The sequence below is a fragment of the Coleofasciculus chthonoplastes PCC 7420 genome (genome assembly GCF_000155555.1).
GTDB lineage: Bacteria > Cyanobacteriota > Cyanobacteriia > Cyanobacteriales > Coleofasciculaceae > Coleofasciculus > Coleofasciculus chthonoplastes_A.
In genome coordinates this window covers 406,403-419,531 of record NZ_DS989841.1, presented here as the reverse complement: position 1 = coordinate 419,531, position 13,129 = coordinate 406,403, and the positions used below count along the sequence as shown (strand labels likewise).

General features: G+C 44.5%; 12 protein-coding genes and 2 pseudogenes. 6 read left to right on the top strand and 8 right to left on the bottom strand.

What is annotated here, in order from left to right:
• Positions 1–28: 28 nt before the first annotated feature.
• The 4 genes from MC7420_RS01740 to MC7420_RS01725 form a co-directional block, all read right to left on the bottom strand.
• On the bottom strand, positions 29–1,501 hold the full coding sequence (locus tag MC7420_RS01740; protein WP_006098228.1) for a hypothetical protein: 1,473 nt from the start codon (positions 1,499–1,501) through the stop codon (positions 29–31).
• Positions 1,498–2,652, bottom strand: coding sequence for an Rpn family recombination-promoting nuclease/putative transposase (locus MC7420_RS01735; protein ID WP_006098064.1), 1,155 nt, complete (start codon positions 2,650–2,652; stop codon positions 1,498–1,500). The genes MC7420_RS01740 and MC7420_RS01735 overlap by 4 nt, the downstream gene beginning before the upstream one ends.
• A 3-nt stretch (positions 2,653–2,655) precedes the next feature.
• Positions 2,656–5,832 (bottom strand): CHAT domain-containing protein, encoded by a 3,177-nt coding sequence (locus MC7420_RS01730; RefSeq protein WP_006098263.1) that lies wholly within the window; start codon positions 5,830–5,832, stop codon positions 2,656–2,658.
• A 217-nt stretch (positions 5,833–6,049) separates the two neighbouring features.
• Complete coding sequence (locus MC7420_RS01725; RefSeq protein WP_006097969.1) at positions 6,050–6,655, bottom strand: Uma2 family endonuclease; 606 nt, start codon at positions 6,653–6,655, stop codon at positions 6,050–6,052.
• Positions 6,656–7,049: 394 nt separating this feature from the next.
• On the opposite strand from MC7420_RS01725, the gene MC7420_RS01720 reads away from it, so the two are divergent.
• Together MC7420_RS01720 and MC7420_RS01715 are read left to right on the top strand one after the other, a co-directional pair.
• Positions 7,050–7,259 carry a hypothetical protein gene (locus MC7420_RS01720; protein WP_006098052.1) on the top strand — a complete coding sequence of 70 codons (210 nt, stop codon included), beginning with the start codon at positions 7,050–7,052 and terminating at the stop codon, positions 7,257–7,259.
• Positions 7,260–7,511, top strand: a pseudogene (locus MC7420_RS01715) (HNH endonuclease); the annotation flags it as partial. It lies immediately after the preceding gene.
• Positions 7,512–7,694: 183 nt separating this feature from the next.
• Here MC7420_RS01715 and MC7420_RS01710 read toward each other — a convergent pair.
• From MC7420_RS01710 to MC7420_RS41065, 4 genes are all read right to left on the bottom strand, one after another.
• Positions 7,695–9,167, bottom strand: a complete 1,473-nt coding sequence (locus MC7420_RS01710) for an aldehyde dehydrogenase family protein (RefSeq protein WP_006098251.1) — start codon at positions 9,165–9,167, stop codon at positions 7,695–7,697.
• Positions 9,168–9,589: 422 nt separating this feature from the next.
• A complete protein-coding gene (locus MC7420_RS01705; RefSeq protein WP_006097963.1) occupies positions 9,590–9,964 on the bottom strand; it encodes a hypothetical protein in 375 nt (124 codons plus the stop codon).
• Between the two features lie 167 nt (positions 9,965–10,131).
• Complete coding sequence (locus MC7420_RS41070) at positions 10,132–10,287, bottom strand: hypothetical protein (protein WP_006097952.1); 156 nt, start codon at positions 10,285–10,287, stop codon at positions 10,132–10,134.
• A 71-nt stretch (positions 10,288–10,358) separates the two neighbouring features.
• Positions 10,359–10,535, bottom strand: coding sequence for a hypothetical protein (locus MC7420_RS41065; protein ID WP_006097995.1), 177 nt, complete (start codon positions 10,533–10,535; stop codon positions 10,359–10,361).
• A gap of 234 nt (positions 10,536–10,769) precedes the next feature.
• On the opposite strand from MC7420_RS41065, the gene MC7420_RS01695 reads away from it, so the two are divergent.
• From MC7420_RS01695 to MC7420_RS01680, 4 genes and pseudogenes are all read left to right on the top strand, one after another.
• Positions 10,770–11,027 carry a helix-turn-helix transcriptional regulator gene (locus MC7420_RS01695; RefSeq protein ID WP_006098025.1) on the top strand — a complete coding sequence of 86 codons (258 nt, stop codon included), beginning with the start codon at positions 10,770–10,772 and terminating at the stop codon, positions 11,025–11,027.
• A gap of 34 nt (positions 11,028–11,061) precedes the next feature.
• Positions 11,062–11,286 carry a helix-turn-helix transcriptional regulator gene (locus MC7420_RS01690; protein ID WP_006097920.1) on the top strand — a complete coding sequence of 75 codons (225 nt, stop codon included), beginning with the start codon at positions 11,062–11,064 and terminating at the stop codon, positions 11,284–11,286.
• Between the two features lie 171 nt (positions 11,287–11,457).
• Positions 11,458–12,721 (top strand): annotated as a pseudogene (locus MC7420_RS01685) (RNA-guided endonuclease InsQ/TnpB family protein).
• Positions 12,722–12,749: 28 nt separating this feature from the next.
• Entirely contained in the window at positions 12,750–13,112 is a 363-nt protein-coding gene (locus tag MC7420_RS01680; RefSeq protein WP_006097827.1) for a VOC family protein, read from the top strand.
• Positions 13,113–13,129: the final 17 nt, after the last annotated feature.

Sequence of the window (13,129 nt, the reverse complement as noted above, 5' to 3'; positions counted from 1 at the left end):
CAATCCTATTTAGGGTCAGCGGATGAAGTTAACGAGTGCGATTTGACCGTTTTTGCATCCACCAAACTATCAGACCGACAGGAAGCGCTATGAGAACTCCCACGATTATGTGAAACAGTACGTCAAGGAAATTGTAGTAGGAAAGATAAATGGGAATGACAGCTTCAGGGCTATCCGAGGGTTGATTTTTAGTGATAATTGTTTTTACAGGTTCAGAAGTGACTTGAGAGGAGATACCACTGACAGCTAAACCTGTACTGACAACGGCAATTAACAATTCTAATCGTTGTTGTCGTTTTTGAGCTGCCGATTCTGTGGCGCGATCGCTCTCAGCCTGTTCTGTTTCAACAATTCCCCTGATTGTCTCTATCATCTGCTGGAATAGTTGCTGACTGGGGAGAAGACAAGATAAATCTGTGTTTATTTGTTCAATAAATCTTTCCAAATTGTGGCTAATAAATTGTTGCAATAATTCCAGATTATCCTCTTTTTCAAGGCTAATAAACTTAAGCTGATCCAGCCAAAATTGATAGTTTTTGTTATTCGTTTCAATGGTGTTACGATGGATTTCTAAATCTCGCAGGTGGTTAGCGTAGTCAAAGGCAGTTTGAGAAAGTTCGGTGAGCCATTCTTTGAGTTGCTTCAGCCTTTGAGTAGGCTCCAAGGGCAAGTTCTTCAATCCTTTAGCTTTACCATCTAATTGTCTGTAGAGCTTTCGTGCCTGCTGATTGCACCATCGAGATTCGGAGTAGGTATAGAGAATTTTACTACGACAGCACAGTAGATTAATCAGAGGTTGACCGTAATCTACGGCTGTTTCTAAGGTTTCCGTTTGAGGGTGGTAATTGAGCCAGATGAGAATATGGCTGAGTTGAGCCGGATTTTCTTGAATATTGTTATATTCAAAAATTGGACTACCTAAAAATTTACCTTGAGCAGAAAGCCTGTAATTTTGTCTGTCTAATTCTGGCACAATTGCATTCAGACAGTTATCCGTAAAGGCTTGAATGTCGTTGAGTTTCCCCTCTGGCTGGGCAAAAAGGACTAGAGTTTGCCCCAGTAAAGAGTTGCTTTGAGCGATTTGTAGACAACCTTGAGGATTTAATCCTGCCAATTGGTCAATTTCAACATGAGGATAAGGATAGCGCAAGGTAATGTCAACGGCATAGGTATCGTGGATTTGCAGGGGATAAACTTCGCCTCTGAGTTGGAGTGAACTACCGTTATTAATGGCGGAGAAACTTAATAGATGCTCTGGTTGGAGTAATTCTAGATAGTCGCTTTTTGGGTTATCCCAATTTGGACTTATCCCAATTTTGCCCTGGCTATCTTGGAGACGATCAAGCAAAGATTCAAGTCTAGGAACATTAAGCTTTTTACCCAATTGTTGACATTGCTCCCACAGGTGATTCGCATCATCAACGGGTTGTTCTTCACCTTGAGCTAAATTGTTACGCAGATGAAAGGCGTAGAGTGTCAGTTTTGGGTTAGCAACCTTCATGAGCCAGAGTTTGATGACTGGGAATCCTGGGAAGAGGAGCTTTGCTGAATGGCATTTTTTAGGGTTTGTTTATTGAGTTCGTAGTTGGGAGTTTTGACGTTGCCTTCTTTGCTACCTGGTGCTTTCTCTCCTGAATCATTAGGGTTAGGGATAAGTGTTAATTGGGCTTCGCGAATTCTTGGGTGTTTTTTTAACCATGATGACAATGCCTTCGATATTTCTGTAATATCATCTGGTAACGGCTCGACTACCTGATCCAACTCCGCTAAGTATTCTGGCGTAAAGAGGGAACGCTGACGGGTTAGTAGTTCAATGAAAGTAGCAACATTTTGTTCAGAGAATGACATAGCTTTACGGGTTGTTTGTTGTGCAGTTTGCTGGACTAATTCCAAAGGCAATTGGAGTGCTTCAGCAATCTGAGCTGAGGTTAATCCTAACTGGAGCAATGCTAGCACTGTCTCTAATTTTGCCTCTTGCTTACCTTCCTGTTTACCTTCTTCAAAGACTTCTTGATAAAATCGGGTCTTTTTCAGTTCGCTTAATCCCAACATGGCGGCAATCTCCTCGCGGCTTTTTTGTGGTAATTTGTAGACAATAATCGTTTCAATGAGATTAATCAGGTCACGCTGGACAGCTTCATCGTTTAGCTGTTGTTGGGCTTGTTCAATTAAGTGTCGAGCGAGTTGTCCGGCTGTTTCTTCCGGCTCGATTACAAGCTTAACAACTCCTACCCCTAATGAGCGTTCGGCAGCTTCTCCTAATTCATCGAGGTAAATTCGTCTCACCTGGTTTAGGGCTAAGAGGTTACCAAAATGTAAGGGTTGCTCTCGTTCGATAGGGCGGTTGGCATAGATGACAACAATTTGCCAGGGGTGAGGGGGTTGGTATTGTTTTAAGAAGAGGAAGAGTTCAGCAAATAGGCGGTAGTATAAGGAGGCGTCGGGCTGAAACTGAACTTCCACGAGGTAGAACGGTTTGTCGGGTTCGTTGGTTTTGGGTAGGAATAAACCATCTAGGCGAAAGGCTAATTGTTTGACTTCGCGGGAGGTGAATTCGTAGCTAGCGGCTTCTTCAGGGGAACGATTGATCAGTTCAAAGAAGATGCTAGGAAAGGCTTGGAACAGGTTGTAGAAGATGCTATCAGTTTTCACGGGTTATTGACCAATGGCACAGAATGCTGCCCAGTGGTAGGGAGATTCAAAGGGTTTGCTACTCGGTTGTAAATTATAGAAGAAAGCATCCAATTGTAGTTCCTGTTCATCATCCAAGGGGAGTTGGCTTGCCCACTGCTGCAATTGTTCTTTTGTAGCATCTCTGAGCCAGGTTTGGGCAGTGTTGAGGGCTACGGCGACGGTTGAGCCGGATTTGAGATTTTGATAGAACTTAATCATCAACAGGGCTGTCGATAAGTCGTTCACTCTCCAAAGGGAACTAACGACACTGGGAGAACCTGCGATGAGGAAGCCACTGGGTATGCCTATGTATTCGTCGATCAAACCCTTGGGAGAGGTTATGCCAGTTTCGCAGGCAGAGAGAGTGACAAGGCGGCATTGGCTAAGCTCTAGCCCAAAAATTTCTCCCAATGTCAAACACTTTCCCTGATTAACGGTGCTACCCTCTCTTAAATGAATGTAGCGCTCTGGGTTTGTCATCTGGGAAGTTTCTGTTTGTGTTGGCGTGGCATCTGCGAGGAGTAGGGCAGAACGCAGGGGGGCTTCTGAATCAAAATAGCCATGACAGGAAAAGTGGATACAGTGGGCAAGATGAAGTTGCTGGTTGTAGATGGCTTGTTTCGTAGCAGCCTCTCTCGCAAAGACTTTATCATTGGGGTGGAAGTCCTGCCTGATTGTTTCGACTTCAAGATCGGCGTAATTCAGGTCTTGAGTGGGATTTTGGATGCCAAAGAAATAGCTAAATTCAGAGTGTTGCGAGTTTTGAGTTAGCTGCAATAGTCCGCAACTAGGTGCATAACTCACACCTTCAGGAAATCGGTCAAGGAGGCATTTTTGTCTGGCAGGATCAGCGTCAGATTCTCTCTTCTTTGCTAGCGGACTTCTATCCTCTTCGACGGGAGACGTATCCGTAGAAGTGACTGGTAGGGCGTGAAGGGGAAGCAGGTGGAGTAAGAAATGGGGAATCAGAATTACGCGATCGCAGGTCTCTGGAACATGGGATAGGATTTCCTCTAAATGCAGAATTTGAGCAAGGTGATGAAGCTTGAACTCTAGCTGGTTTTTCCAATTTTCCTTTGAGGGTTGCTCGTCGTCAGAAAAATCCTCTCTAAGCCAGTCAAATAAAGCTTGAGCGTCTTCTGGAGAGGATTGCCAAACAGTAATTCCCGGGCTTTGGCGGGTAACGATAAAGGTTAGAAAAGTGTCACCTAAAACGTACCACTCGATGAGGACAGTTTTATCATTGGGTAGCAATGCCTGAATCCTCTCAAAAGAGATGGGTTCGACCCGTTGAGTGAAGCTGAAGTTGGGATCTAGTGTCTTGATTTGTTCCAGCAAATCATTCAATTGTTGCTGCAACTTATCCAGTTCTTGGCGCAATTGCTCGGAATAAGTTTGGTCTAGTAGTTGCTTATTTTCCTCGATGCCAGTAGAAAAATTTATCTGGGTAGTTTCTAACTGCCGTTGCTTTGCCGCAATTTCCCGACGCAGATACTTTAGTTGGTTGCAGTCACTTTCTGAAGCTCCTTTTGGATAAAGGTCACGATTAGCCAGGAGTTGTACTAAGTTACGGGCTTTGCTACGCTCAGCGTATTCAATTGCTGTCTTCCACTGCTTGGTTTTGACGTAGGATTTTACAATTCCGATGTAGACACCTATCGCTTCTGTTTGAATCTCTTGACGCCGTGCATCGGTACTCGCCCAAGCCCAACTCTCCTCAACAGCTTCAATAGCAACGCCATAAGCTTCAATTGCCTCTTCTAAACGCTCAGCGTCGAATGCTAGGTGACCGAGGTTATTTCCACAGTGCAAGCATTCGATGGGAAAAGCAGCAGGTGTGTACACCTTTAGAGCTGACTGATAAGCTTTAATTGCCTGTTTGATCTGTCCTGCCTTACTATAGGCACGAGCTAAATTGTAATGGGTTGTAGCCCAGCGTTCTGGAAATTCCTTGTGGGTGTAAACTTGCAGGTTGTCTTTGTAGATGGCGATCGCTTGAGCAATCTGCCCAATTTCGCGATACTGAGCTGCCAAATTATTCTGTGTTTCTGCCCACTTATATGTCCCAGAAATACGGACTTTTAGAGCTTTTTTGTAAGCTGCGATTGCCTTATCAACTTCCCCCTTATCGCTGTAGACATTGCCCAGATAGGTTTGGGTATCTGCCCATTCTTCGGGAGTATCCAATTTTGGAATAAACATTACCCAAAGTAACGACATTGCAAGAGTTTCAGCCCCCCTTAAAAGAGCTAACGCGCAAAATTTGGATACTCCCCATTCTTCTGGAAACTCCTGATAGCTATAGCCTTTTAGTGCGTCTTCATGTGCCGCGACTGCCTGCTCAATCCACCCTTGCTCCCTGTAGACAAGACCCAAATTGTTTTTGATCATTGCCCACCGTTGTAGAAAATCTTTTTGGGTGTAGACTTGCAAGGCGTTTTGGAAAGCTGCGATCGCTTTTTCCAGATTCTGTGGCTTGTCACCGCGAATTCGATTACGGTAGGCTTGACCCAGATTGTTGTGAGTATTTGCCCACTCTTTTGGAAAACCTTCACGGCTTAAAACTGTAACAGTAAATTGGTAAGCTGTAATAGCAATTTCTAAGTTGCTAGCTTTGCTGCCTAGTGGAAATTGCTGAAGCAGAAAACCGAAATTGCCGATGTCTACCGCAAGGTTTTCTGCGTCTGCTGGCTCCAGTTTCAATAAGAGTGATGTTGCCCAGTCGTGCAATACTTGAGCAAAGGTATCATCCAGTTTGTCCAAGTTAGCTTTCAGAAAAGGATATACTCCTTCTAGATTCCTTCTGTGATCTAAAATTGCCTGCATTAGTTCACCTAAGAAACTGGCATACTTTTCTGGTTCTGGGATTACTGCAAATGAGTTGCCGATACCAACTGCTATTGGTGCATCTTTGCTTGACAATCTCTTTATGGGCGTGCTGTACACTCCTAACAGGTAACCAGTAACATTCATTAAAAAATCAGAAGCGTCCAGCTTACCTGTAACTATCAAACCAGCCGCTATCTGTAGCATAGTCTGTACTAAACCAGCATCTATGAGGTTTGAATTTGCCCTCAAAATTATTGGTTCGTCACCACTAGGACAATTCAGCAGCATTTGTATTAGATTACGATAGTCTTGCCGACGACTTTCATCCATTGGAGGCAACCCTCAGCATCTATTCCTGTTAAGTTTATTCAACAACGGTAAAACAAGCATTTTCGCACATCCAGACTGCCCAAATCACTTAATCGTTTTCCTCGTGTTGTTGTAAGGTATTGTCTAACTTTTCACTCAGTTGGCGGTAGTAAATAATTATGCTGCACTTGCGTTTAACCATGTCTCACCATTGGGACATAACCTTAATCGTACAGCCTCATCTTGGCAGCACATCATCAAGTTTAAATGCTAACCTGGGTAACATTCGTGACTCAATTAACTTTCCCAGTCGATATTGCTGTTGAACATAGTCTTCACCGACTAACTGACAAACTGTAATAGTTGGCTGCTTGGGTCTGCCAATGAAAGCAACACCACCTAATCCTCGATAATCAACAATCCAATATTCGGGAATACCCAACAAGGCATATTCTTCAACTTTACGAGCATAATCTGTCTCCCAATTTGTACTTACTACTTCAAGAATCAATTTAATCGAAGTTCCCAACGTAATCACAGGTTCTCGCTCCCATAACGGCTCATTCACTAATGCAGTTTCATCTAAAACCACGACATCAGGACGACGCGCCGTAGCTGCATCTGTAAAAGGTCTAACAATACAAGTGCGCGGAATAAACCAGGGATGTCCTTGTCGTTCTAACTCAATACTCAGTTTACTGGCTAATTTTCCCGCGACTGTTTCATGAGGTCCCGTTGGTTCCATGTCAATTAACTCTCCATCCGCTAATTCATAGCGAGTATTGTTGCTATAGTGGGCGATAAATTCCTCGAAAATTAGCAGTTGAGATGACGTATAAACCATACGTTAACCTCTGAGTATATTGACAATTTATTATACCAAATCTAGGTTAACTACCCATTGTTGCCTAAGCTGTCATGCATTTAAATTGGGAATGGGTAGCGAGCAAGATGCTCAATGTAGCGAGCAAGATGCAAAGCCTGCGGCATGGCTTCGCTTAACGCACTACGGCAAGAATTTCTCCATTATTGACATTATGGTTTAAATGCCGAACAGCTTACCGCAGCTTAGGGTTAAAATATCAGCATACCGCAGCGGTGAGAGTGGCGCTTAATCAGCGGTATTCTCCGGCGACGGCGCAAAAGATGCTCTGAACTGTGGGAGTATGTTAGGTTTCCTAATGTGATACAATAGCCATAGCTCACTTTGGCATCCTCCAAAAGAATAGTGCAGCTCTATGCCCGAAATCGTCGAAATTCCTATTGAACTAACCCGATTCCAGCTTCCCCAAGCGGTTCACGCACGCCTACAATTTTTGTTGGATCGTCAGGATGAGGGCTATACCCTGTCTCAGGCAGAACGACAGGAAGCAGAAGGACTGGTTGAACTTGTGGAATTTTTATCTCTACTGCGTTTGCAATCAACACGGGTGATGAAGCAAGCATAGATGGCAACAATTCCAGCTTCCCTCCGCCGATTAGTCATTCAAAGAGCAGATAACCGCTGTGAATATTGCGGTATATCACAAATTGGTCAAGTAGCTACTTTCCATATCGACCACATTGTTCCTGTCGTAGCTGGTGGCGAGACAATTGCTGAAAACTTGGCTCTTGCTTGTGTCTCCTGCTCACTTCGCAAAGGGGCACGGCAAAAGCTTGAGGACTCGGAAACGGGTGAAGTTGTCTCCATTTTTAATCCTTTTAGTACGCTTATTCCCCTTTTTGTAATCTTTAATCCTGTCTGTTTTTACAACTACTTGTAACTACTTATCTATCAAAAAGGTGACAAGAGTTTTTTTACTTTTAACTCAGGTAGAGATAGGGGAATCATTAATTTTTAATCAACTAACCACTCCCCCATCCCACTGCTATGATATTGTCGCCTACAGTTGCACGGTCACGGTTTTCACTTCAGTGTAATTCTCTAAACAATACTCACCTAATTCGCGACCTATGCCAGACTGTTTAAATCCACCAAAGGGTGCAGCCGCGTCAAAGACATGGTAGCAATTGACCCAAACTGTACCTGCACGCACATTATGAGCGATCGCGTGGGCTTTAGCTATGTCTTTTGTCCACACTCCTGCGGCGAGTCCGTACATAGTGGTGTTTCCCAGACGAATCGCTTCATCGATGTCTTTAAACTTAATAATGCTCATCACCGGACCAAAGATTTCCTCTTGGGCAATCTTCATGGAGTTATCAACATCAGCAAAGACAGTCGGTTCAACAAAGAAGCCGCGATCGCCAATTCGATTTCCGCCACACAGCATTTTTGCCCCTTCTCGCTGTCCGGCTTCAATATAGCTCATGATTTTATCAAATTGAGCCTGATCCACTTGGGGTCCTTGCTTGGTTTTGGCATCAAAAGGATCACCGACGGTGCGCTGTTTTGCCCGTTCTACACATTTAGCCACAAACTCGTCGTAGCATTTTTCTTCTACAAATACTCGTGAACCCGCATTACAACATTGACCTTGGTTGAAAAATAGACCGTGATGGACACCTTCAATCGCCGCATCCATATCAGCGTCAGCAAAGACGATATTGGGACTCTTACCGCCCAATTCTAAGGTGACGCGCTTGAGGTTGGTTTTGGCGGCTTGTTCCATAACCAAATGTCCCACCTCTGTTGAACCCGTAAAGGCTAATTTATTGATATCGGGATGAGACGCGATCGCACCTCCGGCTGTGGGTCCATAACCGGGTAGAATATTCACAACGCCCGGAGGAAAACCCGCTTCCAGAATCAGTTCACCGACTCGCAATGCGGTTAGGGGTGTTTGTTCTGCTACTTTCAGAATTACTGTATTACCAGCCGCCAATGCTGGTGCGAGTTTCCAGGCTTGCATTAACAAGGGGAAGTTCCAGGGAATAATTTGACCCACAACTCCCACAGGTTCGTGTCGCGTATAGCAGAAGTAAGGACCATTAATCGGGATGGTTTTGCCCTCAATCTTATCTGCCCAACCTGCATAATAACGGTAGCAAGCAATGGTTAATGGCAAGTCACCATTCATTGACTCACCTAGAGGTTTGCCGTTATCAAGGCTTTCTAAGCGTGCCAGTTCTTCTTTGTTCTGTTCAATTAAATCTGCCAGTTTATAGAGTAATCGTCCCCGACTACTGGCGGACATGGTGCGCCATTCCCCACTCTCAAATGCTGCCCGCGCTGCTTGCACCGCCCTATCTACATCGGGGGCGTCTGCTTCAGCCACATCACAGATAACCTCTCCTGTGGCGGGATTGATCGTCTCAAATCGGCGACCTGTGGCGCTTTCCACCCATTCGTTGTTAATTAACAACTGAGTCGGACCGATTTTCACATTTTGTTCTGGTGCTGTGGCGGTTACCATCAAATTCTCCTTTCGTTCTTACTGCAAAAAGCAATAGGATTGTGGTCATGCATTAGTTTCTACCAATTCTCTATCTATGACCGTCTCCATTTACTTGTCCTACAACCTTAGAAACATAACGCTCCAGTTTTATCTATCTAAAGTTATAGATTAAATATTATTAACTTATGTAAAATAATTTATTTTATCTTATCCATGAAGCTGTGATCGTCTGATAATCTAAACTCTATAGTTTTTTTGAGTTGAAGTTTACTTTGTCGTCTAAGGTTAAAATTTTGATTATGTAAAAAAAATAGATGCAATCACTTTCGTTAAAATTAACTTTTATGTACGAAAATCTTGAGGAGATGAACAGAATCCGCGATCGCAGGTTCCCAGATGGATGCTTTCTCCAAGGATATCGCGATGCAAGCGTCTCCAGGTTAGGAGATCATCGGTTGTTCATACCCAAGCCTTTGCCAGTGCTGTGTCCAGAGATTGCATAACCAGGAGATATGCTGGTGATTGTATTGTTTATGATGCCGTTTGCGATCGCTCTCAATTAAAAGCCACAATTGCCGCAGTTGTTGGCAGGTGGTGCAGTGTTGAATTTGGCAGGCGATCGCGTTGAACCACTGGCGTAATTGGCGATAACTGATGAATTGTCCGCCTTTGTCGCGGCGATGAACAAAGACGATATATGCCCAGGACTCCACACGCACGATTAGGTGTTTAGGGATTTTTAGGAATTTCGCGATCGTGGCGAGGCTGATGCGGAATTTCTGGGCGGGTTGGAGGCGGCGAAATAAAGGTGTCATGATACCAGTTATAGCAAATCGCTAGGCGTGTATTTACAACTCCCGTACCTGAAACTGAGTCCAGATGAGATGTTCGTACAAACAAAGTGTAACTAGACCAGCGCGAAGCGCTATAGTTGAGTTTGTAAGTTTTCGATCCCCCTAAAACATCGGTCTAGTAACTAGAGTTAGCGATCGCAATAGGTAGAAATATGCCATGGCATGTCAGTTGTAGGGGCAGGCGCGAGCCGTTTAATTTTGGTATCTACCGATAACTTCAAAGGCAAAACCCGCCCTTCGTCCGTTGTGGGTTGTTTGGCTAAAGCCGTGTGAATCAGAGTCAAGAGAGTTTGGCGGTGAGGTTCGTTGGTTTGGGGGTGGAGTATCCAGGTGCTGACAGGGGCAAGTTGATAGGTCAGCAGATAGCACTCCTGGGGTTTTCTGCCAGTTCCGCGCTGATTGAGCGGAATAATTTCCAAGCGGCTTGTTTGGGTCGCTTGCGGGTGGTGTAGCCCTGTTGTTGGAGGGCGGATTTTATGGCAGCAATGTCTGTGGCGACGCGATGAGCTTCCGTCGCTGGGGATTTTTTCATGGATATTTGGTTAAGATGAGACACTGAAAAGGAAAGACCAGTCAGCCACGCCGTATCTTGACGGAGCTGTTTAAGTTGTCTGGTCTTTGATGTTGTGTTGAAATTGGGAGGGCAACTAACGAGCTGTAAAGCAGCTTTGCAATTGCCTAACCTTTAGTTATGCCATCCCTAATATAAGCTGCTTATAGTTAGGATGTCAAGCAGCTTATATTAGGGGCTTATAATAAAGCTGAAATGACCGAAAAACAAGAGGTAGAGCAGGAATCCCCCCTAAAAAGCCGCAGAGATCAGTTGGGTTTGACTCAAAGGGATGTGGCTGTAGCTGTCAATGTATCTGTGCAAACTGTAAGTAACTGGGAAACGGGACGGTACAGGGAAGCCAAGCTGACCTTGCCGCAAGTAAAAGCACTTTGTCGAGTATTGCAGTGGACGATTGATGATTTGCCTGATGACTTAGCACCACCGCGATCGCAATCTGCTGATAATGTCTGAGTATATTGCTTGCCACAATATACTCTAAAGTATAATGCCTGAAAAAAATGCTCGACTCACACTAACGAAATTGCGGCAAAGAGCTGGCTTAACTCAGCAAGAACTTGCCAGTGCCATCGGAGTGACGCAAAAGACAATCTCCATTTGGGAAAAAGGTTCGGTTGAGCCTAAGCTGACGTTTGAGCAAACGAAGCTGTTAATAGAGGTGTTGAACTGCACGCTTGATGAGCTAATAGCCGCCATAAAGCACAGCACCTAGAGTCTAGAGCCTGGGAGTGATTGAAAGCTGAAACAGAACTAAATCGCGACTATCCCCGACTTCAGCGATAGCAAGTCGGGGTTGGATAGCGGATGATTTACGGGTTTCAATATCCCGTCAATCATCAAATTATTAGTTTTTATTTACTAAATTAAATGGTAATATGGGGATATGCTAACACGTCGAACCACTTTCAGGCTTTATCCAAACAAGACCCAATGTGACCAGCTCCATTGGGCGAGAACAATGCATTGTGAATTATACAATGCAGCAATTGCTAATCGTAGGACACAGTACAAACACTTTGGTTATTCTGTTGATTATCTTGAACAACAGAACTGTTTACCTGAGTTTAAAAAGGTTTGGATTGAGTATGCTGAATTAGGTTCCCATACGTTACAAGCTACATTAAAGCGGGTTGATTTTGCCTATAAGCGATTTTTCCAAGGATTAGGTAAGTATCCTAAGTTCAAAGCGAAGCGGCGATATAGCGGCTGGACGTACCCGAATAAGCAACGCTGGAAGGCTTTATCTAACGGCAAAAACGGTTACTTAGAACTGAGAGATCTCGATCTAAAGATCCAGATGCGGGGACAAGCTAGAACTTGGGGAACGCCAACGACTTGCACAATCTTTTTCAGGAATGGTAAGTGGTATGCATCAATCACCGTGCAGTGCAACCCAACTCGCCAGACGGGTACAGGTTCAATCGGGATCGACCTTGGCTGTAAAGACGCGGTGACGCTTTCAACAGGTGAAAAAATCGCTAAACCAGACTTTATAAAGGAGGGACATAAGAAGGTTAAAGCCGCCTCAAAGCGGTTAAGACGTAAGAGACCACCTAATAGGAACAAAAAAGTTAAGGGATCGAGACGATGGAAAAAGGAACGCAAGCGTATCTCTAAACTTCAGAGCAAGATAGCCCGACAACGGGAAGATTGGCTGCACAAAGTAACCAGCGATATAGTGAGCGGTAATAGTCTAATCGGTGGAGAGCAGTTAAACGTTAAGGGTATGACTCGGAAAGCAAAGAAGGGCAAGCGCAAGAAACAGAAAGCCGGGTTAAATCGGTCTATTCTTGACGTTGGGTTTGGTGTAGTCGGTGATTTATTAACCTACAAATCTGCTGAGGCAGGTGGGTTTTATGTCGAGTCACCAACTAGGACACTCAAGCCTACTCAACGATGTGCTAAATGTTGGGAATTAACGTCTAAGACTTTGGCTGATAGAGTCCACATTTGCTCTAATCCCGACTGCAAGCACGTCGAAGATAGAGATATCAATGCTGCTCAAGTTAATGAGATTTGGGCAAGGGGTTTGGAACGAACCTCTTTAGACGCAGAGCCGCCTAGCTCTACTAATTGCTCCAAGCATGAAGCAGCCATCGGCGAAGAAGCGTCAGAAACAGCGACTTCAACGAAGTAAGTCGCTGTAGTTCATTCCCATTCAACAGCTAACTCGCCATGCAAATTACCCAATGTCTCCATACAGCTATTCTCGTCTCTAACCTGGAGGACGCCGAACACTTTTATAGCAACATCTTAGGGTTATCGAAAGTCGAGCGATCGCTAAAATATCCAGGTGTATGGTATCAGATTGGCGATGTTCAACTCCACCTCATCGTTGACACCACGCTCTCAACTCACCTGCAAAACCCGGAAAAATGGGGGCGCAATCCTCACGTCGCCTTCTCGATTGCTAACTTAGATGACGCCAAAACCAAGCTATTGGAACATAACTGCCCGATCCAAATGAGTGCATCGGGTCGTGCGGCTTTGTTCACTCAAGACCCCGATGGTAACATTATTGAACTGAGTCAAGTTTAGTTTTATGTCCTTTGCCA